The organism is Dietzia sp. IBK-p2-16D (genome assembly GCF_057773085.1).
This window is the reverse complement of the sequence record NZ_JBYMTL010000001.1, coordinates 574,224-597,107: the sequence shown is the minus strand read 5'-3', so window position 1 is coordinate 597,107 and position 22,884 is coordinate 574,224. Positions and strand designations below refer to the sequence as shown.

At 69.9% G+C, this 22,884-nt stretch carries 25 protein-coding genes; 12 read left to right on the top strand and 13 right to left on the bottom strand.

Annotated elements, in window-relative coordinates:
* Positions 1 to 13 precede the first annotated feature (13 nt).
* Positions 14 to 1,753: a dihydroxy-acid dehydratase gene (gene ilvD / locus AC3DE3_RS02850; RefSeq protein WP_488368883.1), complete on the top strand. Its 1,740-nt coding sequence runs from the start codon at positions 14 to 16 to the stop codon at positions 1,751 to 1,753.
* Positions 1,754 to 1,804: 51 nt separating this feature from the next.
* On the opposite strand, the gene AC3DE3_RS02845 is transcribed toward ilvD, so the two are convergent.
* Positions 1,805 to 2,200, bottom strand: a complete 396-nt coding sequence (locus tag AC3DE3_RS02845) for a VOC family protein (protein WP_260487915.1) — start codon at positions 2,198 to 2,200, stop codon at positions 1,805 to 1,807.
* Positions 2,201 to 2,261: 61 nt separating this feature from the next.
* Positions 2,262 to 2,948, bottom strand: coding sequence for a phosphate signaling complex PhoU family protein (locus AC3DE3_RS02840; protein WP_260487914.1), 687 nt, complete (start codon positions 2,946 to 2,948; stop codon positions 2,262 to 2,264).
* A gap of 160 nt (positions 2,949 to 3,108) precedes the next feature.
* Here AC3DE3_RS02840 and AC3DE3_RS02835 point away from each other — a divergent pair, with 160 nt between their 5' ends.
* The 5 genes from AC3DE3_RS02835 to AC3DE3_RS02815 are packed head-to-tail and all read left to right on the top strand — an operon-like array spanning position 3,109 to position 7,574.
* Positions 3,109 to 3,651: a DUF4242 domain-containing protein gene (locus AC3DE3_RS02835; protein ID WP_260487913.1), complete on the top strand. Its 543-nt coding sequence runs from the start codon at positions 3,109 to 3,111 to the stop codon at positions 3,649 to 3,651.
* Positions 3,648 to 4,760, top strand: coding sequence for an acyl-CoA dehydrogenase family protein (locus AC3DE3_RS02830; protein WP_488368882.1), 1,113 nt, complete (start codon positions 3,648 to 3,650; stop codon positions 4,758 to 4,760). The genes AC3DE3_RS02835 and AC3DE3_RS02830 overlap by 4 nt, the downstream gene beginning before the upstream one ends.
* 44 nt (positions 4,761 to 4,804) lie before the next feature.
* Positions 4,805 to 5,506 (top strand): ABC transporter ATP-binding protein, encoded by a 702-nt coding sequence (locus tag AC3DE3_RS02825; RefSeq protein ID WP_488369096.1) that lies wholly within the window; start codon positions 4,805 to 4,807, stop codon positions 5,504 to 5,506.
* Positions 5,507 to 5,513: 7 nt separating this feature from the next.
* Positions 5,514 to 6,701, top strand: coding sequence for an ABC transporter substrate-binding protein (locus AC3DE3_RS02820; RefSeq protein WP_488368881.1), 1,188 nt, complete (start codon positions 5,514 to 5,516; stop codon positions 6,699 to 6,701).
* Entirely contained in the window at positions 6,702 to 7,574 is an 873-nt protein-coding gene (locus AC3DE3_RS02815; RefSeq protein ID WP_488368880.1) for an ABC transporter permease, read from the top strand.
* A gap of 57 nt (positions 7,575 to 7,631) precedes the next feature.
* Here the strand turns inward: AC3DE3_RS02815 and AC3DE3_RS02810 are convergent, their stop codons facing one another.
* The 5 genes from AC3DE3_RS02810 to AC3DE3_RS02790 all read right to left on the bottom strand — a co-directional run bounded on the left by AC3DE3_RS02810 (position 7,632) and on the right by AC3DE3_RS02790 (position 11,125).
* Positions 7,632 to 7,910: a DUF7218 family protein gene (locus AC3DE3_RS02810; RefSeq protein ID WP_488368879.1), complete on the bottom strand. Its 279-nt coding sequence runs from the start codon at positions 7,908 to 7,910 to the stop codon at positions 7,632 to 7,634.
* Between the two features lie 120 nt (positions 7,911 to 8,030).
* Positions 8,031 to 8,513, bottom strand: a complete 483-nt coding sequence (locus tag AC3DE3_RS02805) for a heme-binding beta-barrel domain-containing protein (protein WP_488368878.1) — start codon at positions 8,511 to 8,513, stop codon at positions 8,031 to 8,033.
* Positions 8,514 to 8,553: 40 nt separating this feature from the next.
* A complete protein-coding gene (locus AC3DE3_RS02800; RefSeq protein ID WP_488368877.1) occupies positions 8,554 to 9,081 on the bottom strand; it encodes a DUF488 domain-containing protein in 528 nt (175 codons plus the stop codon).
* Complete coding sequence (locus tag AC3DE3_RS02795) at positions 9,081 to 10,163, bottom strand: DUF808 domain-containing protein (protein ID WP_488368876.1); 1,083 nt, start codon at positions 10,161 to 10,163, stop codon at positions 9,081 to 9,083. The genes AC3DE3_RS02800 and AC3DE3_RS02795 overlap by 1 nt, the downstream gene beginning before the upstream one ends.
* Before the next feature lie 86 nt (positions 10,164 to 10,249).
* The gene (locus tag AC3DE3_RS02790) at positions 10,250 to 11,125 is read right to left on the bottom strand and encodes an oxygenase MpaB family protein (RefSeq protein ID WP_488368875.1); all 876 of its coding nucleotides are present in this window, start codon (positions 11,123 to 11,125) and stop codon (positions 10,250 to 10,252) included.
* Between the two features lie 83 nt (positions 11,126 to 11,208).
* On the opposite strand from AC3DE3_RS02790, the gene AC3DE3_RS02785 reads away from it, so the two are divergent.
* The gene (locus tag AC3DE3_RS02785) at positions 11,209 to 11,946 is read left to right on the top strand and encodes a CPBP family intramembrane glutamic endopeptidase (RefSeq protein WP_488368874.1); all 738 of its coding nucleotides are present in this window, start codon (positions 11,209 to 11,211) and stop codon (positions 11,944 to 11,946) included.
* Here AC3DE3_RS02785 and AC3DE3_RS02780 read toward each other — a convergent pair.
* The 3 genes from AC3DE3_RS02780 to AC3DE3_RS02770 are packed head-to-tail and all read right to left on the bottom strand — an operon-like array spanning position 11,921 to position 15,277.
* Positions 11,921 to 13,165, bottom strand: coding sequence for a multidrug effflux MFS transporter (locus AC3DE3_RS02780; RefSeq protein WP_488368873.1), 1,245 nt, complete (start codon positions 13,163 to 13,165; stop codon positions 11,921 to 11,923). The two genes, AC3DE3_RS02785 and AC3DE3_RS02780, sit on opposite strands and share 26 nt — an antisense overlap.
* Complete coding sequence (locus tag AC3DE3_RS02775) at positions 13,162 to 14,745, bottom strand: cation:proton antiporter family protein (protein WP_260487900.1); 1,584 nt, start codon at positions 14,743 to 14,745, stop codon at positions 13,162 to 13,164. Before AC3DE3_RS02775 ends, AC3DE3_RS02780 begins: the two co-directional genes overlap by 4 nt.
* A gap of 28 nt (positions 14,746 to 14,773) precedes the next feature.
* Positions 14,774 to 15,277 carry an LGFP repeat-containing protein gene (locus tag AC3DE3_RS02770; RefSeq protein ID WP_488368872.1) on the bottom strand — a complete coding sequence of 168 codons (504 nt, stop codon included), beginning with the start codon at positions 15,275 to 15,277 and terminating at the stop codon, positions 14,774 to 14,776.
* A gap of 156 nt (positions 15,278 to 15,433) precedes the next feature.
* Between AC3DE3_RS02770 and AC3DE3_RS02765 the strand changes: the two genes are divergently transcribed.
* Positions 15,434 to 15,919 (top strand): VOC family protein, encoded by a 486-nt coding sequence (locus AC3DE3_RS02765; protein WP_488368871.1) that lies wholly within the window; start codon positions 15,434 to 15,436, stop codon positions 15,917 to 15,919.
* Between the two features lie 124 nt (positions 15,920 to 16,043).
* On the opposite strand, the gene AC3DE3_RS02760 is transcribed toward AC3DE3_RS02765, so the two are convergent.
* From AC3DE3_RS02760 to AC3DE3_RS02750, 3 genes are all read right to left on the bottom strand, one after another.
* Positions 16,044 to 17,741: a fumarate hydratase gene (locus AC3DE3_RS02760; protein ID WP_488368870.1), complete on the bottom strand. Its 1,698-nt coding sequence runs from the start codon at positions 17,739 to 17,741 to the stop codon at positions 16,044 to 16,046.
* A gap of 62 nt (positions 17,742 to 17,803) precedes the next feature.
* Positions 17,804 to 18,370, bottom strand: coding sequence for a protein-L-isoaspartate O-methyltransferase family protein (locus AC3DE3_RS02755; RefSeq protein WP_488368869.1), 567 nt, complete (start codon positions 18,368 to 18,370; stop codon positions 17,804 to 17,806).
* Positions 18,371 to 18,440: 70 nt separating this feature from the next.
* Positions 18,441 to 18,740 carry a hypothetical protein gene (locus AC3DE3_RS02750; protein WP_488368868.1) on the bottom strand — a complete coding sequence of 100 codons (300 nt, stop codon included), beginning with the start codon at positions 18,738 to 18,740 and terminating at the stop codon, positions 18,441 to 18,443.
* Between the two features lie 196 nt (positions 18,741 to 18,936).
* On the opposite strand from AC3DE3_RS02750, the gene AC3DE3_RS02745 reads away from it, so the two are divergent.
* The 4 genes from AC3DE3_RS02745 to AC3DE3_RS02730 are packed head-to-tail and all read left to right on the top strand — an operon-like array spanning position 18,937 to position 22,816.
* Complete coding sequence (locus AC3DE3_RS02745) at positions 18,937 to 19,848, top strand: siderophore ABC transporter substrate-binding protein (RefSeq protein ID WP_488368867.1); 912 nt, start codon at positions 18,937 to 18,939, stop codon at positions 19,846 to 19,848.
* A 19-nt stretch (positions 19,849 to 19,867) separates the two neighbouring features.
* Positions 19,868 to 20,890, top strand: coding sequence for an iron chelate uptake ABC transporter family permease subunit (locus tag AC3DE3_RS02740; protein WP_488368866.1), 1,023 nt, complete (start codon positions 19,868 to 19,870; stop codon positions 20,888 to 20,890).
* Complete coding sequence (locus AC3DE3_RS02735; RefSeq protein WP_260487890.1) at positions 20,883 to 21,932, top strand: iron chelate uptake ABC transporter family permease subunit; 1,050 nt, start codon at positions 20,883 to 20,885, stop codon at positions 21,930 to 21,932. The genes AC3DE3_RS02740 and AC3DE3_RS02735 overlap by 8 nt, the downstream gene beginning before the upstream one ends.
* Positions 21,933 to 21,946: 14 nt before the next feature.
* Complete coding sequence (locus AC3DE3_RS02730; RefSeq protein WP_260487888.1) at positions 21,947 to 22,816, top strand: iron ABC transporter ATP-binding protein; 870 nt, start codon at positions 21,947 to 21,949, stop codon at positions 22,814 to 22,816.
* Positions 22,817 to 22,884 lie beyond the last annotated feature (68 nt).

Sequence of the window (22,884 nt, the reverse complement as noted above, 5' to 3'; positions counted from 1 at the left end):
CTAGGCTGAGTCCATGAGCTCCGGAAGCGATACGCCCCACCACCAGAACGCCGCTGCCGACAGCGGCCCCGACATCAAGCCCCGCAGCCGCGACGTGACCGACGGGTTGGAGAAGACCGCCGCGCGCGGCATGCTCCGCGCGGTGGGCATGGGCGACGACGACTGGGTCAAGCCGCAGATCGGCGTGGCCTCGTCCTGGAACGAGATCACCCCGTGCAACCTCTCGCTCGACCGGCTGGCCAAAGCCGTCAAGGAGGGCACCCACGCCGGGGGCGGCTACCCGCTGGAGTTCGGCACCATCTCGGTGTCCGACGGCATCTCGATGGGACACGAGGGGATGCACTTCTCGCTGGTCTCGCGTGAGGTGATCGCCGACAGCGTCGAGACCGTCATGAGCGCAGAGCGGCTCGACGGCTCCGTGTTGCTCGCCGGCTGCGACAAGTCGCTGCCCGGCATGCTCATGGCCGCCGCGCGCCTGGATCTGGCGAGCGTCTTCCTCTATGCCGGCTCCACACTGCCCGGCTTCGCCACGCTCTCCGACGGCACGGAGAAGCAGGTCACCATCATCGACGCCTTCGAAGCCGTCGGAGCCTGCTCGCGCGGCCTCATGAGCCGCGAAGACGTCGACACCATCGAGCGGGCCATCTGCCCGGGCGAGGGCGCCTGCGGCGGCATGTACACCGCCAACACCATGGCCAGCGCGGCTGAGGCGCTGGGCATGTCCCTGCCCGGCAGCGCGTCGCCGCCGGCCCCGGACCGTCGCCGCGACGACTACGCCAAGGCGAGCGGTAAGGCCGTGGTGGAGCTGCTGCGCAAGGGCATCACCGCCCGCGACATCATGACCAAGGAGGCGTTCGAGAACGCGATCGCCGTCGTGATGGCCTTCGGTGGGTCCACCAACGCCGTTCTCCACCTGCTCGCGATCGCCAGCGAGGCCGAGGTCGAGCTCACCCTCGATGACTTCGCCCGCATCGGCGCCAAGGTCCCGCACCTGGCCGACGTCAAGCCGTTCGGCGCCCACGTCATGACCGACGTGGACAGGATCGGCGGCGTCCCCGTGGTGATGCGGGCTCTGCTCGACGCCGGTCTGCTCCACGGTGACTGCCTCACGGTCACCGGCCGCACCGTGGCCGAGAACCTCGCCGACATCGCTCCGCCGGACCCGGACGGCAAGGTGCTGCGCGCGATGTCCGAGCCGATCCACCCGACCGGCGGGATCACGATCCTCCACGGGTCCCTCGCCCCGGAGGGCGCGGTCGTCAAGTCGGCCGGATTCGACTCGGACGTCTTCGAGGGCACCGCCCGTGTCTTCGAGCGCGAGCGCGCAGCGATGGATGCTCTCGAGGACGGCACCATCACAACCGGGGACGTGGTCGTCATCCGCTACGAGGGCCCGAAGGGAGGACCCGGTATGCGGGAGATGCTCGCGATCACCGGGGCGATCAAGGGCGCCGGCCTGGGCAAGGACGTGCTGCTGATGACCGACGGGCGCTTCTCCGGTGGGACCACGGGGTTGTGCGTGGGCCACATCGCCCCGGAGGCGGCCGATGGCGGCCCGATCGCGTTCGTCCGCGACGGTGACCGTATCCGGCTCGACGTCTCGAAGGGCACCCTCGAGCTGCTCGTCGAGGAGTCGGAGCTGCAGGCCAGGCGTGACGGGTGGGAGCCGCTCCCGCCGCGCTACACCCGCGGCGTCCTCGCCAAGTACTCCAAGCTCGTGCAGTCGGCCTCCACCGGGGCGATCTGCCGCTGACCCCCCCCGGCGAGCGCGCGACACCCGGTTGCGGTCCCCGGCAACCGGGTGTCAGCCGGCTTCCGGGTCCGGCTGGTGGAGCCCGAAAACATTGCCCTCGGTGTCGAGGAAATAGCCCTGCCACGCCATTCCCGGGAGCGCATGCTTGTCCAGCGCGACGGCGCCCCCGGCCGACAGGATCATCCGGGCGGTGGCATCGAAGTCCTCGCACCCCACGGTGAGAACGGCGCCCTGGACCGGCGATCCGGCCGGGGGCGGGTCGCCGGTCCGCTGCATGATCGCGCCGTTGATACCGGGCTGGTCTTCGGGCCCGGAGGTCACACCGAAGTACGGGACCCCGGCGAAACCGCTCCAGTCCTCGACCGTCCAGCCCAGTGCGTCGGCGTAGAACCGGCAGGCGCGCACGGGATCGGAGGCGTGGATCTCGAAGTGCACCGGGCGGGACATGCGGTCTCCTCAACGACGCGGTGGGCTCACCCTATCCCTCACCGAGACCACGGGCCAGCCCTCAGTCCAGGACGGTGCCGTCGTCGAGGTGGGAGATCGAGCCCCCCTCGGGGCGTTCGCCCGTCGCGAGGTAGACGACGCGGTTGGCGATGCTCACCGTATGGTCGGCGAACCGCTCGTAGTACCGCGCCAGGAGCGCGAGATCGACGGCCGCGACGGAGCCGTGGGGCCAGTCCTCGCTCGAGATCTGCTTCATCAGGTCGGAGTGGAGACGGTCGACGGCGTCGTCCTCGGCATCGAGGGTGCGGGCCTTGTCCGCATCGTGCTCGACGAGTAGCGCGGTGAGCCGGCGCGCCATCTCCCCATCCCGCTGCGCGAGCTCGCGGAGAAGGGGAACGAGGGGCTCGGGGACCACGGACTGCGGGTGACGCCGCCGGGCGACCCGGGCGATGTGGCCGGCCAGCGCGGCCATGCGGGTGAAGTGCTCGACGATGTAGATCCCCGAGACCACCTGACGGAGATCGCCGGCCACCGGGGACTCGAGCAGGAGGAGCTCGAACGCGTGCTGCTCACTGGCCTCACGGAGATCCTCCAGTTCCGCAGCGCCGTCGATCACCTCGATGGCGGCGAGTTCGTCGCCGTCGAGCAGGGCCGCGCTGGCGCGGTCGAGCAGGCGGATGTTGGTCTCGCAGAAGCGGACCAGCTGGTCGGAGAATTCATCGAGCTTGGAATGGAAGACAGTGCGCATGACACGACTGTAGTGCCGGTTCGATGACGGACGGCTCCCGTTCTCCCACTGTTCACCGTGCAGCCCTCCGGAAAGGGGGAGGCGGCCGGGAATAGTTAGACAGAACGGTCTGTTCTCTCTACCGTTAGGCCATCACGAGACGTCCCGAAAGGACTTGTTCATGACCCTCTTCCTCTACGAGATCACTCCGTCGCCGGAGCAGCAGGCCGATCCCTCCGGTCTCGTCGATTCCATCGCCGCCGCCCTGACCGGCAGTGGTGCCGAGGTCATCGAGACCCAGGTGACCAAGGGTGCCTCACGCGTCTTCACGATCGTCGAGCTGGCGGACGGCCCCAACGGAGCCTGCGACACCGACGCCCCGGTCCTCGATGCCGGCACGATCGACGCCGCCGAGGTGACCGCGCCCGCGCAGGTCCGCCTGGTCGGCACCGACCTGGAGACCATCAAGGCCGCCCGCCCCGAGGCCGGTTACCTGGTCGAGTGGGACATCCCCGCGGAGATCGACATGGACACCTACCTCACACGCAAGAAGGAGAAGTCCCCGAAGTACGCCGAGATCCCCGAGGTCTCCTTCCTGCGCACCTACGTTCGCGAGGACACGGACAAGTGCCTGTGCTTCTACAACGCCCCGGACACCGATTCGGTCGTCCGCGCCCGTGAGATCGTCTCCACCCCCATCTCGCGACTGCACGAGCTGTCGTGAGCACCGCCGCGACGCAGATCCCCGTTCTCGGGACGCCCCGAGTCCGGCTGACCGCCGGCGGTTTCGGTGACGTCGACGTGGCGGAGCTCGTCGCGGTGATCGACTCGGTCGCTGCGCGGGCGTCAGCCCTGGACCGCGACGAGGCGGACCTGCGGGAGGACATCGCCGCTCTCGCCGGACTCGGTCTCTTCGACGTCGACCGCACCCCGGTCGCCGTCGCCGCCTCGGTCATCGAGGCCGTGGCCACGGAGAGTCTGGCGGTGGCGTTCGCGTCCTGGGCGCAACGTATGACCGCCGCCTACCTACGGCACGCGGCGGACCGCTCCGACGCGGCGGCCCGGACCTACCGGGCGGTCGCGGACGGCGGTCGCCCGGGTGTGACGGGCATGGCCGCCGCCCAGCGGCAGGTCGTCGGGCTGGGCAAGGTCCCCATCACCGCCACTCCGGTGTCGGGGGGGTACCGGATCGACGGACCGATCGCGTGGGCCTCGAACGTGTACCCGGACAGCATCATCGTTCTCGCCGCCAATACCGAGGACGGGCGCAGCCTGGTGCTCACCTTCGAGGCGTCGGCACCGGGGGTCGAGATCAGGAACGCCCCGGACCTCCTGGCGCTCAACGCGACAGCCTCCACGATGATCGGTCTCGACGGCGTGGTGGTCCCGGACGAGCAGGTGCTGGGGGAGGATCTCGCCGATTTCCTGTCCGGCGTGCGTCCCCAGTTCCTCATCCTGCAGGCGGCCTTCTGCTCGGGCGTCGCCGCGCGTTCCCTCATCGAGGCCGAGGGCCGTCTCGAGGGCCTGGGCGCCTTCTACGCCGACGAGCACGACGACCTGGCGGTGCGGCACCAGCACATGCATGCCGAACTGCACCGCCTGGGCGCCACACCGGCCGAGGCCGCGCTGGGCGATCTGCTCCTGCTGCGGCTCGACGGTGCGGAGATCGCGCCGGCGGCCACTCGCCTCGAGGCGGTCCTCTGCGGTGGCATGGGATACGCCCAGGCCGCCCCGGCCAACCGCCGTATGCGTGAGGCGGCGTTCCTGCCCGTGCAGTCCCCGTCGCAGTCCCAGCTGCGCTGGGAGCTCGACCGACTGGGGGTCTCCTCGTGACCGCTGGTGTCCTCGCCAGGCCCGTCGCGGTGAGCGTGACGGGCCTGCAGCACCGGCTGCCCGGTGGGAGGCTGCTGTTCGATGACCTCGAGCTTCAGGTCCGCTCCGGTGAGTCGCTCGTCCTGCTGGGGCCGTCAGGAGTCGGCAAGTCGACGCTCCTGCGGCTCCTCGCCGGGCTCGAGGAACCTGCCGGCGGCGAGCTGCGGGTGGGATCGGACGACACCGGTGACACCCGCGCGCACTCCTATGCGGTCGTGTTCCAGAAGCCGCTGTTGTACCCATGGCTGTCGGTCCGCGAGAACGTCGCGCTGGGTGGGCGTTTCCGGGCACTGCGCGGCCGGGTCGACCCCACCCATGTCGACGGTCTGCTCGAGCACTTCGGTATCGCCGAGCTCGCCGACTCGCGTCCCGACGAGATATCGGGCGGCCAGGCGCAGCGCGTGGCTGTCGTCCGTGCCGCGGCGACGCGTCCGGAGATCCTGCTGCTCGACGAGCCGTTCAGCGCACTCGATCCCGTGACACGGGCGGACTCACAGCGATGGCTCGTCGGAGTGACCGCAGACCTCGGGGTCACCACCGTCATGGTCACGCACGACGTCGACGAGGCGCTCGTCGTCGGTTCCCGTATCGCACTCCTGGGATCGTCGGGCCGCGTCCAGCAGGAGTGGACCAACCCGACCCACGGCTCCCAGGAGTCCGATCCGGCCCTGCGCGGCAGCATTCTCGCCGCGTACCGGACGGCCTGACCCGGCGATGGTGCACGAACGCGGGGCCCGTGGCCCCCTCCTCGACCGGCGCACGCTCCTGAGGGCCGGAGGCGCCCTCGCCGTGGGCGCAGGAGCGGTCGGTGGTGCGGCCTCCCTCGGCAATCTGGTCACGACCGCCACCGCCCCCCGCGGCGTGGCCACCGACGAACTCCGTATCGGCTATCTGCCCATCACCGACGCGGCCCCGCTCCTGGTGGCGCACGGAGACGGGTACTTCGACCAGCAGAAACTCATCGTCGGGCGTCCGGTGCTCTTCCGCTCCTGGTCCTCGCTCATGGAGGCCTTCCTCACCCGCCAGGTGGATCTCATCCACCTGCTCATGCCCTCCGCGGTCCAGCTCCGGTACGTCATCGGCGCCGACGTCAGGATGGTGAGCTGGAACCACACCGGTGGAGGGGCCATCACGGTCGCGCCGCACGTCACGGACGTCGCCCAGCTCGCGGGCACCCAGGTGGCGATTCCCGGCTGGTGGTCGATCCACAACATCCTCCTCCAGCGGGTCCTGCGCGCACATGGGCTCACCCCGGTGGCCCGCCGTGCCGCGAGCAGGTCCGAGGGGACCGTCGAACTCGTCGTCATGGGGCCCTCGGACATGATTCCCGCGCTGGCCACCGGGTCGATCTCCGCGTTCACGGTCGCCGACCCGTTCAATGCCGGCGCGGTCGCCCGGGGCGTGGGCTCACTGCACATGCTTCTCGACCAGGTGTGGCGGGACCACGCGTGCTGCGTCACGGTGGTCCACCAGGACCTGATCGACAACCGCCCCGACACCGTCCAGTCCCTGGTCGACGCCGCCGTCGCCGCGCAACTCGGGATCCGCGCCGACCGCACCGCGGCCGCGGCCATCCTGTCGGGGAAGGGGTACCTCCCGCAGCCGCCGAAGGCGGTCGAGGTCGCGATGGCGGGGACCGCCCCGGACCCGGATGGCGGCCCGCCCCGGCCCCGGATCGACTTCCACCCGTACCCGTTCCCGAGCTTCACCTCCGAGCTCGTCCGCCAGATGCGGACGACCGTCGTCGATGGAGAGACCCGTTTCCTCGACGGTCTCGATCCCTTGAGAGTCCACGACGAGCTCGTCGACGACCGTTTCGTCCGCGCCGCGATCGCCCGGCACGGCGGGCCCGCGGTCCTCGGTCTCCCCGCTTCCCTGACCCGACCCGAACGGCTGATCTAGATGACGCGCACCGACTCGACCCCGGACCCGGCCACCGACCCCGTGGCGGTGGAGGCCGCCGGCGTCGCCGCCCCGGCCCCCGGCACCCGCGGCGGACGTCGGACCTCCGGGACACGGCCGTCAGGTCTTCTCCAGCGCTGGGCCGCCGGGCTGCTGGGACTGCTCATCGGTCTGGGCGTGTGGACCCTGCTGACCTCCGGACTCGTCACAGACGATCCGGTGCTCGGCGGAATGTCTCCCGCCGAGACGTGGTCCGGATTCGGCGACCTGCTCGACAGGGGAGTGCTGCTGTCCGACGCGGCGGTGAGTCTGTACCGCCTCGTCGCGGGACTCGCCGTCGCCGCGTTCCTCGGGGTGCCACTGGGGCTCTGGCTGGGACTGCGGCGTACCGCGGAGGCGGTCGCCGGGCCGCTCGTGCAGTTCCTGCGGATGATCTCGCCGCTGTCCTGGGCGCCGGTCGCGATCGCGGTGTTCGGGATCGGCAACGAACCCGTGATCTTCCTCGTCGCCGCCGCAGCGATATGGCCGATCATGCTCTCGACCTCAGCCGGCGTGAACGCGATGGACCCCGGGTACCTCGATGTGGCCCGGACCATGGGTGCCAGCGCCTGGGAGCGCCTCACCCGCGTGGTCATACCCGCTGTCCGGCCGGCGATACTCGGTGGAATCCGACTCGCGCTGGGCACGGCGTGGATCGTGTTGGTACCCGCCGAGATGCTCGGCGTGCGGTCCGGCCTCGGCTACCAGATCCTCAACGCCCGCGACCAGTTGGCCTACGACCAGGTCATGGCCGTGATCCTCGTGATCGGCGTACTCGGGTTCGCGCTGGACGCCCTGTCCCGCCTGGTCTTTCGCGACCGCTCTGCACGTTGAGCTTTCCGCTCGTCGACCGCCGACCGCGTCGGGTTCACACCGGACGGGCGGACGCGATCAGTGGTCGCGCAGTGCCGTGATCAGGTCAGCCTTGTTCATGTCCGAGCGGCCCTCGATACCGATCTCCCGGGCCCGATCCCGGAGTTCGTCGACCGTCCAGTCCTCGTAGGACCCGGATTCCCCGCCCTTCCGGCCGATATTCGAGCGGGACTCCCCAGCCGACGCATTGGCGATCCTGGCCGCCTTCTCCTTGCTGGCGCCGTCCTGACGAAGGGCCTGGTAGATCTTCTCGTCCTTGATGTTCGACGCCCCGTTGTCGTCGTTCCTCCCGGCCACGGTGCCCTCCTGTCGTGGACGGTCGTGCCGTCCTCCACCCGGTGCTCCTCGTTCATGATCCGGTGTAGCAGGTCGCGGGGACGTGTGTCCACGCCGGAATCCGTTCGGACCGCGCCCGGCTCAGGCCCTGCGCAGCTCGGAACGCAGGTGGTGGGTGAGGGGATGGCCGACCGCGGCCATGGCGAACGTCGTGGTGATCCGGTCACCGACGACCTCGTACCGCCGGTGCGTGGTGTCGACCTGCTTCGCGCTGGCGCTGTTGTGCACCCGCGAGTGGAACTCCAGGACCAGGGTGTCCGCCTCGGCGACGAGCGTCCCCTCGCACAACTCGGTCTGCCCGGTGGGCTGGGCCAGGACGAATTCGGCGGTTCCCCCGCCGGGGAGCCGCAGGTAGCCGGTCTCGGTGTGCATGGGTGATCCGGTGGGGCTCCACGTCCGTTGGACGTAGTGAAGGAAGGGCTTGCCCACGTCGGTGAGCGTGATCTCCTCGGTGTAGGTGAAGTCGTCGATCGTCGGGTACGAACCGGCCCCCTCGCCTTTCCAGGTGCCGAGCAGGGCGGCGACGGGGGTGAGGTTGGGGGCCAGGGTCGAAATGGGGTCCATGGCGCGAGACTAGGCCATCGGCGAGCCCGGCCGCGCGGGGTCAACCGTCCCAGACCGGTTCGCCGTGCTCGTCGATCCGCAGCCCCTCGCTCGTACTGTGCTCGGTGATCTTGCCGGTGTGCATCAGATGTCCCACGGGGAGTCCGTGAACGGTGGCCACCACGTCCGCGACGATCCGGCGATGGCATCGCCACCACACCGATTCCGAGCACATCACCGCGACCCGTCGCCGCCTGGCATCGGCGACGACCCGGTCCAGGGCGGTGCGGAACGCGGGGTCCCGGGTCCAGGCACTGTAGGCGCGGAACGCCTCGACACGCCACCAGGTGTCGGGGGAGGCCCTGCGGTGATCGGCCGTGAGGCTGCGACGACCACCCAGGTCCTCTTCCCACCGATAGTCGATCCCCGCCTCGCCGACGATCTCCGGCACCGCGCCCTTGGCGGCGGCGGAGTTCGCGCGGCTCCCCGGGAAGCGCCGGATGTCCACCAGGAGTTCGACGCCCGCGCCGGCGAGCAGTCGTGTCAACTCGTCGCGGTCCAGACGGCCGTGCCCCACGGTGAGCAGCATCAGTGCCCGGAGTCCTCTCCCACCCCGGTTCGTGGGGCCCCGCCGCGATGGCTGCGCGTGTCCGGGACCCCGTTGTCCGTGCCGGCCTCGTCGCCGGGCCCGGGGTGCGAGTCGGCGTGTGAGGCGGTGTGTGAGTCCGTGTGGGAGGCGTCGTGTGAGTCGGAGCGCCGCTTCGGGAGCAGGTGCATGACCGTCACGATCACGGCGCCCACCGCGAGGCCGAAGACCAGTGCGCACACGGTGTCGATGAGCCACGCGAGGACCGCACCGACACCGGCGACGCCCGCCGCGGGCTCGGCCAGGACGTGCACGAGGTGGTACGGCGCGGTGACGCCGAGTTCGTCGAGTCCGACGAGGAGGATGTGGCCGCCGACCCACAGCATGGCGAGCATGCCGACGAAGGAGATCACCTCGAGCACGGTGGGCATGGCCTTGACCAGGCCGTGGCCGAACCGTTGTACGCCGGGGGACTCCCTGCGGGCCAGGTGGAGGCCGACGTCGTCCATCTTCACGATCACCGCGACGACGCCGTAGACGAGCGCGGTGATGCCCAGGCCGACGACGACCAGGATGATCGCCCGGGACCAGAACCTCTCGTCGGCGACCTCGTTGAGAGAGATCACCATGATCTCGGCGCTGAGAATGAAATCTGTGGTCACGGCGCTGCGGACCATCTTGGCCTCGGCGTCGGGACCGCGGTCCACGACGGGGGCCGCCTCCTCGTGGTGCCCGGAGATGCGCTCCCACACCTTCTCCGCCCCCTCGTAACAGAGGTAGAGCCCGCCGAGCATGAGGATCGGGGTGAGGATCCACGGCACGAACTGGCTGAGGAGGAGGGCGAAGACGATGATGATCGCCTTGTTACCCAGTGACCCGATGGCGATCTTCCGGATCATGGGCAGTTCGCGGGACGGGTCGACGTCGCTGACGTACTGGGGGGTGACGGCGGTGTCGTCGACCACCACGCCGGCCGCTTTGACACCGGCACGGCCGGCGGCGGCCGCGACGTCGTCGGCGCTGGCCGCGGCCATGCGTGCGAGTACTGCGACGTCGTCGAGCAGAGCGGCGAGTCCACCGGCCATGACAGACCTCACTTCTCAACGGGCGGGGTATCCCCGCGGACGACAGGACCGACCCCGAGGGTCGGTCGTCACAGGGTAGCGCCGCGTCACTCGATCGCGTCGAGCACCCAGCGCAGTGAGGAGACCCCGGTACGGCCGAGCGCCTGCCCGAGTCCGCTGGATCCGAGTGGCCCGTCCGGGAGTCCGAGCATCGTCCGTGCCCACCCTGGTAGCGCTGCGACAGCGCCCTCGCGCAGCAGTGCGTAGGCGGGCTTGTCGGCCATCCCCATCGGTGGTCCGTCGAGCAGGAAGTGCCGCGCGTCGAGAGCGGCGGGGGAGGCCTCGAGCTCGGGGCGGAACTCCGCCAGCGCCTCCTCGAGTTCGCGCACGCTGAGGGGCACGTCCCTGGCGCCCAGCATGAGGCCGGTCCTGGAGGACTGGCGTACGTACTCGTCACGTTCGGCCGGCGTCAGCCGCTCACGCCCGTAGAGGCGGTGGCACTCGAGGAAGCTCCAGATCTCGGCGACGTGCACCCAGCGCAGCAGGTGGGGGTCGCGGGCATCGTAGGGGCGTCCCCGGTAGTCGGTTCCCACGACGGCGCGGTGCGCTCCGTTGATCGCCCGGATGAGCCCGGAGGCGTCGGAGATCGTGCCGAACGTCGTGGTCGCGATGAACTGTGAGGTGCGTTGGAGCCGTCCCCACGGGTCGCCACGGTAGTCGCTGTGGTCCGCCACCCCGGCCATGGCGAGCGGGTGCAGGGACTGCAGCAGGAGCGCGGTGAGTCCGCCGGCGAACATGGAGGCGTCCCCGTTGACGCGGCAGATGGCGTCGTCCGGGGAGTTCCAGCGCGCGCCCTCGGAGTGCCAGATCTGCTGCCTTCTCGCATCGGCGTCGTCGCCCGCCACCCGGGAGCGGACCACCATGCCCACCCTGCGGCGGGCGCCGGTCAGGGCGCGGGACGCGGTTGAGGACACCGTTGCCATGGCGGACTCCCTCATCGTGTGAAGTGGTCGTCCGCGTCACCATACCCCCGGTACGGACGGGGTGCGCGGTATCGTCGCGACTGATGACCGCGATGATCCCGTCCCTGTCCGGCAGCTCCCGAGTACGGGGGGTGGCGGGCGTCGGCGCCGTCCTGGCCACGCTGGTGGCGATCAATCTCACCGCCAACCTGGCGGGTCTGCCCTTCCGCGAGTGGATCGTTCCGCTCGCCGTTCTCGTGTTGGTCGTGGTCGCCAAGGCGCGGTGGATGCGGTGGGCGGACCTGGGTCTGGCGGCGCGGCACATGCCGCGCGGGCTGGCGTACGGACTCGCGGCGACCGTCGTGGTAGCGGCCGTGGTCACGGCCGGGTGCCTGATCCCGGCGACCAGTCCCTTTTTCCTGTCCGAGCGCTATTCGGACCTTCGTATGGCGGTGTTCTCAGCGTTGGTCCTGATCCCCTTGATGACGGTCCTGCCGGAGGAGTTCGCCTTCCGTGGGGTCCTCCAGGGCGCTCTCGAGCGGACCTTCGGCACGACCGGGGTGTTCGTGATCGGGTCACTGGCCTTCGGCCTGTGGCACGTCACGTCGTCGCTCGGGCTCACGGCCGGCAACGCCGGGCTCGCGGACGTGCTCGGCACCGGGGTGGTGGGTCAGGTCGCGGGGATCGGACTGGCGGTGGCCGCGACCTCGGCGGCGGGGGCGGGGTTCATCTGGATCCGCCGCCGCAGCAGCAGCCTCCTGGCCCCGATCGGCCTGCACTGGGCGTTCAATGCCGTGGGAGCACTCGCCGCCGCGCTCACGTGGCGCGCACTGGCCGGCTGACCACCGCCCACGTCGCCGCCACGACCAGGGTGGCGTTCACCCCCATCACGACGAGCAGCGGGACCGCCGAGTGCGGTCCGGCGAGCCCCGTGAGCGGGGAGACCACTGCGGCCAGGGCGAACTGGGCGGCCCCCAGGAGGGCCGACCCGGAACCGGAGTGGCCCCGGGTGGCCTGCATCGACAACGCCGCGGCGTTGGGCAGGATCACCCCGACGGACAGGGTGAGCAGGACGAACCCCACGGTGACCGGTGCCAGCCCCAGGGTTCCGGCGGGGGAGAGTGCGACGACGACGACGAGGTGGACGATCGCCGTCACCATCCCGGCGACCCCGGTGAGCAGGAGCTTCTCGGGCGCGAACCTGCCGACGAGCCGGGCACCCGCGAGGTTCGAGACCAGGATCCCCAGCGCGTTGACGGTGAACGCCACCGAGTACGCGGTGGGGGACAGGCCCACCATGTGCTGATAGATGAACGGGCTCGCGGAGATGTAGCCGAAGAGCACGCCGAAGGTGAAGACGAACACCGCAACGCGCGCCACGAACGGGCCGTGGGTGGCGACGATCCTCATGTCCGACAGCGTCGACACCACGCCACCGGATCGTCGGGATCCCTCGGGCAGGGACTCCGGCACGGCGATCACGACCCCGATGACGGTGATCGCGGACAGCCCGGCCAGCAGCCAGAACACGCCCCGCCAGCCGCCGAACGGGACGACGGCCCCGCCGATGAGCGGTGCGATGACCGGGGCGACGGACTGGATCGCCATGAGGGTGGCGAACGCCCTGGCCACACCCGGCCCGCGCCCGACGTCCACCACGACGGCCTTGCTCAGGACGATCCCGGCGGCCCCGGCGAGACCCTGGGCGACGCGGCCGAGAACCAGCACCCAGACGGAGGGGGCGAGGGCGCAGATCACGGCGGCGAGCGCGGTGCCCACCGAGCCCAGGATGAGCAAGGTCCGACGTCCCACCCGGTCGGAGAGCGGCCCGATCACCAGCTGCCCCGCCGCCAACGAGACCATGAACGCGGTGAGGGTCAGCTGGGCGGTGGAGGCCGTGATCCCGAACTCCTCGACGATCAGCGGCAGCGCCGGCAGGTAGGTGTCGGTGGCGAACGGCCCGATCGCCCCGGTCAACGCCAGTGCGAGCAGCATCGTGGCTGGCACCGACGTGGTGGTCGGCGGGGTGGGCGTGGTCGTGGTGTGTTCCGAGGACGTCACTCCCGCACTCCTGCGGCCTCGGCGGCACTGTCGGCCAGACCGACCCCGGTGCCTTCGAAGATGTGGAACGCCACGTCGGCTCCCCGTGCGATGAGTTCGTCCCTCTCGTCGTCGTACTGGGCGACCACCGCGATGGTGCCCTCGAAGTCCCGCGCGTCCACCTGCTCGAGGGCGATGAGGTTGGAACCGTGGAACGGCATGGCCAGCACTATGATGTCCACCTTCTCGTCGTTGACACAGCGGTCCCAGAAGTCGTCGTCGGTCGCATCGGCCTCGATGACCCGGACCCCCTGCTCGCGGAGCCCGGACGCCTTCACGGGGTCGTTCTCCACCCCGACGACCGTCAGACCGTACTCGTCCGTGAGACGGTCCCGCACCGCGCGGCCCACCCGCCCCACCCCCAGGACCAGCACCCGGGCGTGACCGATGTCGAGCGGGGCGTCCTCCGGGTGGGTGCGCTCGTCCCGCAGGGTGGGCACGAGCGAGGACAACCGTGCCACGAGGCGGGTCCCCCGGTGGTTGACCAGCGTCGAGAGCACGAAGCTGGCGGCCACCGCGACCGATACCACCACGAGCCAGTCCTGTTCGACCAGCCCCGCGTCGACCCCGGTCGCGGTGACGATGAGACCGAACTCCGAGAAGTTCGCCAACGCGAGCCCGGCGAGGATCGAGGTGCGCTTGCGCAGCCCGAACGCCGCCAGCACCAGGGTGAACACGGCGGCCTCCAGGGGCAGCAACGCCACGAGGAGAAGGCCCAGCAGCAGCGTCTCCGGGGTGGGCGTGACATGGAGCCCGATCGAGACGAAGAAGCCCACGAGCAGGAGTTCGCGGAGACCGAAGAGGGTCCGGGACAACTCGGCCGCGCGCGGGTGCGAGGCCAGGAGGACCCCCACCACCATCGCCCCGAAGTCGCCCTTGATACCGACGCTCTCGAACAGCCAGTAGCCGGGCACCAGCGCCATCGTGATCCCGAAAAGCGCCTGCAGTTCACCATGGCCGAGCCGGCTCCAGGCGCGGCGGACGAGCCACACGGCGGGGATCAGCAGCGGTAGCGCCAGCGCCCACGGGCTCGGAGGGGCGCCCTTCATCGCGGTGAGGAACACGACCGCCACCACGTCCTGGAGGACGAGGATGCCGATCGCGACCCGGCCGTACAGGGTGTGGGAGTCGGACCGGACGTCGAGTACCTGGACGACGAACACGGTGCTGGAGAACGACAGTGCGAACCCGAGCAGCGCCACCACCTGCCAGTCCGCGTCGGCGAGAAGCCGCACCCCGATGGTGGACAACGCGCCCAGGAACCCCGCGGTCAACCCCGCCACGGCCAGGAGGTTGACCGCCGTCGTGGCCATCACCTCGCGTCGCAGCAGCATCCTCACGTCGAGCTTGAGCCCGATGGTGAACAGCAGGATCGTCACCCCGAGGTCGGCGAGTGAATCGACCACGGGTAGGGCCTCGATACCGGGGGCGTGCAGGATGAACCCCGAGGCGAGGTATCCGATCAGGGTGGGCAGGTGCATCAGCCGGGCCACGAACCCGCACCCGAACACCACGACGAGGTAGATCGCGATGGTCTCCACCGGGGCTACCCGCCCGGCGCGGGGATCGTCACGGGACCTCGACGACCGGCCGACCGTCCAGGAACGCGATCGTGCCGTGCTCGAACGCCGAGATCCATCCACCGTCCGTGGTGGTCTCGTCGGAGACGGGGAAACCCAACTCGCCCGCGGGCCCGCCCGCCTCGTCGTAGGCGGCGAGGATCTCACCCTGGACCACGAAGGCGCGCCCGGCCGGCGTGAGCACGATCGACCCACCCTCGAAGTCTGTGACCGACCCGCCCTCGACCGCCGTGGCGGGCCCCGTCACCCGGCCGAGATCGCCCTGTTCGCCACCGAGTTCCTCCCAGCGATCCGCGACGGCCACCGGGATGTCGACCGTGGACTCGGCAGGTCCGGGGACGGGGGTCGAGTTCGTCGTCGTCATCTCCTCCGACGTCATCGGCGCGGCGGTGCCACCCGATCCGCCGCCGTCGTCTCCGGAGCACGCCGTGAGGCCGACGCCGAGCGTGGTGGCGAGGGCGAGAGCGGCGAGGACACGCGTCATCCTGTCCATGTCGCGATTCTAGACGCCCGCCCACCGGGCCCACCCCGCCCACCGCCGCCGCCGATGCCGAACCGTGATGCCCGAGTCCTTTCCGGGGGCGCCGGGCCGGTGGACACTGGCAGCGGGAGACCCGTCCGACCGGGCGAGCCCCGGGAGGAGGCCGCGATGGCCGTGATGACCACGTGTCTGTGGTTCGCCACCGAGGCGGAGGAGGCCGCGGAGTTCTACTGCTCGGTGTTCCCCGACTCGCGCGTCCTCGCCGTGGACACCAGTCCCGTCGACACCCCGGGACCGAGGGCGGGGGACGTGCTCACCGTGGAGTTCGAGCTCGACGGACGGCTGTTCATCGCCCTCAACGGCGGCTCGGACCCCGAGTACACCGACGCGATCTCCCTCGAGATCCGGTGCGCCGACCAGGCGGAGATCGACCACTACTGGAACGGGCTGCTCGCAGGAGGGGGCCGCGAGGTCCAGTGCGGGTGGCTGATCGACCGCTACGGAGTGCGCTGGCAGGTCGCGCCCCAGTCCCTCTACGACCTGTGGCGGGGCGAGGACCGGGACGCGGCGGCGCGCGCGTTCGCGGCGATGATGGACATGGTCAAACTGGACGTGGCCGCCATCGACGCCGCGGCTGCGGGCACCGACGCCTGACCCGGACTCCCGCCCGTCTGGCCTACGAAATCCGCTATCCGCATTCCGGATCCGCTACTCGACATGGAGAAGCGGATCCGGAATGCGGATAGCGGATCTGCGGGAACGCGGGAACGCGGGTGGGTCAGAGTCCGGGGCGCTTGCCGATCGTCAGCGTGACCTCGCCGGTGTGCGCGAAGAAGTCCTCGCCCTTGTCGTCCACCACGATGAACGCGGGGAAGTCCTCGACGTCGATCTTCCACACCGCCTCCATGCCGAGCTCCTCGTACTCGATGACCTCGACGTGCTTGATGCAGTCCTGCGCCAGTCGCGCGGCGGGCCCGCCGATGGAGCCCAGGTAGAACCCCCCGTGGGTGGCGCAGGCATCGGTGACCTGCTTGGAGCGGTTTCCCTTGGCCAGCATCACCATGGAGCCGCCCGCAGCCTGGAACTGCTCGACGTAGGAGTCCATGCGGCCGGCGGTGGTGGGGCCGAACGACCCCGACGGCATGCCCTCGGGCGTCTTGGCCGGCCCGGCGTAATAGACAGGGTGGTCCTTGAGGTACTGGGGCATCTCCTCGCCGGCGTCCAGCCGCTCCTTGATCTTGGAGTGTGCGATGTCGCGGGCCACGACGAGCGGACCGGTCAGCGCGAGCCGGGTCTTGACCGGGTGCTTGCTCAGCTCGGCGAGGATCTCCGGCATCGGCTTGTTGAGGTCGATCTTCACCGCGGCGCCCTTGCCCGTGCCCGAGACGCCGTGGGTGGCGGCGTCGAGCTCGGCGTCCGTGGTGGCGGGCAGGAACCGGCCCGGCTCGAACTCGAGTTGCTCGAGGAACACGCCCTCCGGGGTGATCTTGGCCTTGGCCTGGCGATCGGCGGAGCAGGACACCGCGATCGCGACGGGAAGCGAGGCGCCGTGCCGGGGCAGGCGGACCACGCGGACGTCGTGGCAGAAGTACTTGCCACCGAACTGCGCGCCGATGCCGATCTGCTGGGTGAGCTCGAAGACCTTCTCCTCGAGCTCGACGTCACGGAAGCCACGCCCGGTCATCGCGCCCTCGCGGGGGAGCTCGTCCAAATAGTGGGCCGAGGCGAGCTTGGCGGTCTTCAGCGCGAACTCCGCCGAGGTTCCGCCCACCACGATCGCCAGGTGGTACGGCGGGCACGCGGCGGTTCCGAGGGAACGGATCTTCTCCTCGATGAACTGCATCATCCGCTCGGGGTTCAGGATCGCCTTGGTCTCCTGGTACAGGTACGACTTGTTGGCCGACCCGCCGCCCTTGGCCATGAAGAGGAACTTGTAGGCGTTCTCCCCGCCCGGCGTCGTATTGGCGCCGATCTCGATCTGCGCCGGAAGGTTCGACCCGGTGTTCTTCTCGTCCCACATGGTGATGGGCGCGTTCTGCGAGTAGCGCAGGTTGAGGCGGGTGAACGCGTCGTACACGCCGCGTGCGACGGCCTGCTCGTCCGGGCCGGGCGTGAGAACGTGCTGTCCACGCTCGCCCTTGACGATGGCCGTCCCGGTGTCCTGGCACATGGGGAGCACCCCGCCGGCGGCGATGTTGGCGTTCTTCAACAGGTCGAGGGCGACGAACTTGTCGTTGTCACTGGCCTCGGGGTCGTCGAGGATCTTCGCGACCTGTGCCAGGTGATCACTACGAAGGTAGTGGGAGATGTCGTGCATCGCCGTCTCGGTGAGCAGCCGGATCGCCTCGGGATCCACCCGCAGGAACGTCAGGCCGTCGGGACCCTCGACCGTGGAGACGCCCTCGGTGGTGAGGAGGCGGTACTCGGTGGTGTCCTCCCCGACGGGAAGGAGGTCCTCGTAGAGGAAGTCGGCCATCAGAGGCTCCTGGTTCTGCAGGTGGACAAACTTCCCTCAGGATAGTGGCCGGGGTCACCAGGTCAGAATCGGGTGTGGAGGAGGGGGACGAACCGGTACCGCCCGTGATCGGTGATCTCGACACCGTCATCCGTCCGTCGTACGCGGTGCATCACGCCGGCCCAGGGCGCCACCAGGATGCCGCCCGGCGCCAGTTGGTCGGCCAGCTCCGTGGGGAGGTCGTCGGCCATGGCCGAGACGAGAATGCGGTCGAAGGGTCCCAGTGCGGGAAGACCGAGGACGCCGGGTTCCGCCCGCCGGACATGTACCCAGGGTTGTCTGATCGCGGACCGGGAGCGCTCCACCAGTTCGGGAACCAGCTCTACCGCGAACACCGACGCCTCAGGGCCCCCGAGCTCACCGAGGATCGCAGACGTCCACCCGCTGCCCGAGCCCACGTCGAGGGCCCGCATCGCGGGAAACGGTTCCAGGAGGGCGAGCATCGCCGCGACGGTCGACGGCTGCGAATTGGTCTGCCCGAACCCGATGGGCAGGGGCGCGTCGAGTTCGTGGTCCGGGGCGACCTCCGGCGGGAGGAAGTGGCGTCGATCCTGCGCTCGCATGGCCTCCGTGATGCTGTGGGTGTTCACCGCGACATCTCCTCCCGCCGGGCGGTGGCCGCGCCGGGTCCCGTCCGCGCTCCACCGGCCCCCCCGTGCGCTACGCCTCGCCGAGGACCCGCGTCCCGCCCTCGGGGTCGAGGTCGTCGATCGCGTCGTGGGGCTCCGCCGGGACTCCCCCGTCCTCGGGCTCGGGGGAGTCGACGTCCGGACGCTCGGCGGCAAGCTTCTCGTCGAGGGTGTCGTTCTCCTCGACGGGCTTCCACGACTCCGGGGCGTCGACGGTGAGGTCCTCCCCGTCGGTGGAGATGACGTCCGCGTCCAGCCCCTCGCTGCCGTCGAGGGTGTTCTCGTCGTGGTCGCCGTCGGTGTCCTGGTCGAATTCGCGATCGGTATCCATGCCGTCGATTGTGCGACGACGGGGGACTCTCTGCATCCGGTCAGGCCGCGGGACGGCGAGTCGACGGCCACTCGCTCGACCGGCCGGGTGAGTCACGTCAACGCCCCCAGGTGAGGTAAGCCATACTTAAGACTTGCCCAGGAGCCGCGAGGGCGTTTAAGGTGAGCCTAACCTTCCGAACCAACCTTGGAGTGACATGAAGCGATTCCCCAAGATCGTCGCGGCGACGGCCGCCATCGCGCTGACCGGTGGCGCCCTGACCGCCTGCGGGAGCTCGGATGCACAGTCCGCGGGGAACGAGGGTGAGGGGCCGACCCGCGTCGTGCTCACCAGCCACGCCGCGGCCGATACGCTGGATGAGCTCGATCTCGAGGATCGCGTCGTCGGACTGGTGAAGACCGGCGTCTTCCCGGAGGCGCTGGACACGTACTCGGGCGACGAGTACACGGACATCGGCAGCCTCAAGGAGCCGAAGATGGACGTCATCGCCGAACTGGGCCCCGACCTCATCCTGTTCGGTAACCGCACCCGGGAGATGGAGCCGGAGTTCGCGAAGATCTCCGACCAGGTGATCGCGGGCGACCCCGACACCTCCGAGACGATCGCGTCGAACCGCGCGAAGGTGGAGGAAATCGCCGCGCTGTTCGGAGCCCAGGACAAGGCCGCGGACGAGCTCGCCGCGATCGACGAGATGGTGTCCGCCACCAAGGCCAAGGCAGAGGGCGCCGGCACGGCCCTCGTGCTCATGACGTCCGGCGGCAAGGTCACCGGGTACGGACCGGGATCGCGCTTCGACCTGATCTTCAACGAGCTCGGCATGACCCCCGCCGGCGAGCTCGAGGCGGAGGGGAGCCACGGTGCCCCGCTCAGCTGGGAGCAGATCGCAGAGCTGAACCCCGACCACGTCTTCGTCATCGATCGCGACGCCGCGATCGGCGCCGAGGGGGAGGCTGCGGCCGCCCTGCTCGACAACCCGCTCTTCAACCGCACTGCTGCCGCGACCAACGACAACGTTCACTTCCTGGACGGCCAGAACTGGTACCTCGTCGGGGGCGGCCTCGGGGTGCTCGAGGCGATGATCGACGAGATCGACTCCGCCGTCTCCTGACGGTGGACACCACTCACTGATGACGACGACCCTGGTCGAGCGCCGGCCGCAGCGTACTTCGCTGTGGCCGGCGCTCGGCGTCGTTGCGCTCGTGGTCTCGCTCGTCGCGAGCGTGTTCGTCGGAGCGGCGAACATCACCGTGTGGGACGCGCTCACCGGGGGGCTCACCGAGGCGCACCGCGTCTACCTCGTCGAGGCCCGTCTCCCGCGCACGGCGGCCGCCGCCCTCGCGGGAGCCTCGCTGGCGATCGCAGGACTGCTGATGCAGCTGCTCACCCGCAACCGCTTCGTGGAACCGTCGACCGCCGGCACCGTCGAGTCGGCAGGGTTGGGTCTGGTGGTGGTGGCGATCATCGCGCCCGGCGCCCCGATCGTGGCCAAGATGCTCGTGGCCATGGTGTTCGCGCTCGCCGGGACCGCACTCTTCCTCGCCTGTATCCGGCGCGTCCCGGTGTCGGACTCCTTCGTGGTTCCCCTCATCGGCATCATGCTCGGGTCCGTGGTCGGTGCGGTCGCCGCCTTCCTGGCCCTGTCCCGGGATCTGCTCCAGATGCTCAACTCGTGGATGCTCGCCGATTTCTCCGCGGTCCTGGCCGGGCGGTACGAGTTGTTGTGGCTGGTGGCGGTGCTCGGCGTCCTCGCCTACATCGCCGCCGACCGCTTCACCGTCGCCGGTCTGGGCGAGGACGTCTCGACCGGTCTCGGCCTCGACCACAAGACCGTCGTCGCGGCCGGGATGGCCATCGTGGCGGCGGTCGCGGCCGTCGTGGTGGTCACCGTGGGTGCCCTCCCGCTGCTCGGACTGGTCGTCCCCAACGTGGTCTCCCGGCTGGTGGGCGACGACGCCCGCCGCGGCCTGCCACTCGTGGCGCTGCTCGGGGCGGTGACCGTCCTGGTCTGCGACATGGTGGGCAGGTCGCTTCCGGGCTTGTTCGCCGGCGGCGCACCCGGTGCCGGAGAGGTCCCCGTGGGCACGATCGTCGGGATCCTCGGCGGCGCGGTGTTCCTGGCCATGATGCTCCGAGGAGTGCGCAATGCCTGAGACCGCCATCCTCAGCGCCCCGCCGGCGGGCCTCATCCACGGACGGACCCGAGCGGAGTCGGACCGCCGCCGTCGGTGGATCGTGGTGATCGTGTGCGCCGTGGTCGCCGTCGCGGCGATCGCCGCCCTGATCCTCTCCGGGCTGCCGGCCACCGTCGGGTCGAGGGCCTGGTCCTACTCGCTGGACCGACTCTCGCGCCACGCTGTGGCGATCGTCCTGGTCTCGGTGGCGGTCGGCGTCTCGACGGTGATCTTCCAGACCGTCACCGGCAACCGGATCCTCACGCCGGCGCTGATGGGTTTCGATTCGCTGTACCTGCTCATCCAGACGATGCTCGTGTTCTTCATGATCCCGCGCGACGCCGCCGTCATCGGCGGTCTGACGAGCGGTGGTCTCTCCGGGTTCCTTGGTCAGACCGCGATCATGGTGGTGGCGTCGACCTCGCTGTACCTGTGGCTGCTCGGGGGCCGGAGGACCGATATCCACCTGTTGTTGCTGGTGGGTGTCGTGTTCGGTGTGTTCTTCCGCTCGGCGTCCTCGTTCTTCCAGAGACTGTTGGACCCGGCGGCCTACCTGCAGGTCCAGGACGCCATGTTCGCGAGTTTCCGCGGGGTCCAACTCGACGTTCTGGTGGCGTGCGGGGTCATCGTGGTGGCGGGGCTCGTCGTCGTGGCGATTCTCGGTCGACGGCTCGACGTGATGCTCCTGGGACGCGACCCCGCCGTCGCGCTCGGCGTGAACCACCGGAAGGTCACGATCGTGATCCTGGTGGTGGTCTCCTTCCTCGTCTCGGCCTCGACCGCGCTGATCGGACCGGTGATGTTCTTCGGGCTCATCGTCGCCAACGCGGCGTACGCACTGCTCGGCACCACCCTGCACCGGTACACCCTCCCGGTGGCCTCGCTGCTGGGCGTGATCGCCCTGGCGGGGGGCGAGATGGTCCTCGGCGCCCTCGGCGTGGAGTCCGCTCTGAGCATCGTCATCGAGTTCGCCGGTGGCCTGCTGTTCCTGTTCCTGCTCCTGACCAACCGCGCACGCTGAAAGAGAGGCACGTCATGTCCCTTCTCCCGTTCCGACGCCGCGGCGACCGCACCGGTGAGAACCCGTGGTCGGCCGGCTGCGGCATCGAGGCGCGGTCGGTGTGCTCGTCCTACGGCGACACCCGGGTCCTCCATGAGGTCACGGCATGCTTCGCGCACGGTGGCGTCACCTCTCTCATCGGCCCCAACGGCGCCGGAAAGTCGACGCTGCTGGGAGTCATGAGCCGACTCCAGGCGGCGGATTCCGGGACGGTGCTCGTCGACGGGGTCGACGTGTCGGTCAATGGTGGGCGTGAGCTGGCCCGCCGTCTCGCCGTGCTGCGCCAGGAGAACGCCGTGTCCATCCGACTCACCGTGCGTGAGCTCGTGGGCTTCGGGAGGTTCCCCCACAACGGTGGCCGTCCCGGCCCGGACGACGCCGAGCACATCGACTACGCACTGGGGGCGATGGAGCTCGAGGACCTCGCCGACCGGTATCTCGACGAGTTGTCCGGTGGGCAGCGTCAGCGCGCCCACATCGCGATGGTGCTCGCCCAGGACACTGACTACGTCTTGCTGGACGAGCCGCTCAACAACCTCGATCTCCGGCACGCCACCTCGATCATGCGCTTGCTGCGTCGCACGGCTGCGGATCGGGGCAAGACGATCGTGCTCGTCATCCACGACATCAACATCGCCGCCGCCTACTCGGACCGGATCATCGCGATGAAGGACGGCCGGATCGTCTCCGACGGCACCCCGGCCGAGATCATGCGCACCGATGTGCTCAAGACGGTGTACGACATGGAGATGCAGGTCGCGGAGGTCGCCGGCCGGTACGTGGCTCTGTACTTCGACGGAGAGGCCGAGCTGGACGAGTGCGGCGTGGCGATGTCCACGGCCTGATCGACGGGACACGACATACCGCGAGCAGTGGGAGTGTGCGCCCGCTCCGGTTACAGTGTCGTTCTCGG

Coding starts and splice junctions, on each gene's coding strand:
- ilvD (WP_488368883.1), top strand. CDS start 14: ATGAGCTCCGGAAGCGATACGCCCCACCACCAGAACGCCGCTGCCGAC.
- AC3DE3_RS02845 (WP_260487915.1), bottom strand. CDS start 2,200: ATGTCCCGCCCGGTGCACTTCGAGATCCACGCCTCCGATCCCGTGCGC.
- AC3DE3_RS02840 (WP_260487914.1), bottom strand. CDS start 2,948: ATGCGCACTGTCTTCCATTCCAAGCTCGATGAATTCTCCGACCAGCTG.
- AC3DE3_RS02835 (WP_260487913.1), top strand. CDS start 3,109: ATGACCCTCTTCCTCTACGAGATCACTCCGTCGCCGGAGCAGCAGGCC.
- AC3DE3_RS02820 (WP_488368881.1), top strand. CDS start 5,514: ATGGTGCACGAACGCGGGGCCCGTGGCCCCCTCCTCGACCGGCGCACG.
- AC3DE3_RS02815 (WP_488368880.1), top strand. CDS start 6,702: ATGACGCGCACCGACTCGACCCCGGACCCGGCCACCGACCCCGTGGCG.
- AC3DE3_RS02805 (WP_488368878.1), bottom strand. CDS start 8,513: ATGGACCCCATTTCGACCCTGGCCCCCAACCTCACCCCCGTCGCCGCC.
- AC3DE3_RS02800 (WP_488368877.1), bottom strand. CDS start 9,081: ATGCTGCTCACCGTGGGGCACGGCCGTCTGGACCGCGACGAGTTGACA.
- AC3DE3_RS02795 (WP_488368876.1), bottom strand. CDS start 10,163: ATGGCCGGTGGACTCGCCGCTCTGCTCGACGACGTCGCAGTACTCGCA.
- AC3DE3_RS02790 (WP_488368875.1), bottom strand. CDS start 11,125: ATGGCAACGGTGTCCTCAACCGCGTCCCGCGCCCTGACCGGCGCCCGC.
- AC3DE3_RS02785 (WP_488368874.1), top strand. CDS start 11,209: ATGACCGCGATGATCCCGTCCCTGTCCGGCAGCTCCCGAGTACGGGGG.
- AC3DE3_RS02770 (WP_488368872.1), bottom strand. CDS start 15,277: ATGGACAGGATGACGCGTGTCCTCGCCGCTCTCGCCCTCGCCACCACG.
- AC3DE3_RS02765 (WP_488368871.1), top strand. CDS start 15,434: ATGGCCGTGATGACCACGTGTCTGTGGTTCGCCACCGAGGCGGAGGAG.
- AC3DE3_RS02760 (WP_488368870.1), bottom strand. CDS start 17,741: ATGGCCGACTTCCTCTACGAGGACCTCCTTCCCGTCGGGGAGGACACC.
- AC3DE3_RS02750 (WP_488368868.1), bottom strand. CDS start 18,740: ATGGATACCGATCGCGAATTCGACCAGGACACCGACGGCGACCACGAC.
- AC3DE3_RS02745 (WP_488368867.1), top strand. CDS start 18,937: ATGAAGCGATTCCCCAAGATCGTCGCGGCGACGGCCGCCATCGCGCTG.
- AC3DE3_RS02740 (WP_488368866.1), top strand. CDS start 19,868: ATGACGACGACCCTGGTCGAGCGCCGGCCGCAGCGTACTTCGCTGTGG.
- AC3DE3_RS02735 (WP_260487890.1), top strand. CDS start 20,883: ATGCCTGAGACCGCCATCCTCAGCGCCCCGCCGGCGGGCCTCATCCAC.
- AC3DE3_RS02730 (WP_260487888.1), top strand. CDS start 21,947: ATGTCCCTTCTCCCGTTCCGACGCCGCGGCGACCGCACCGGTGAGAAC.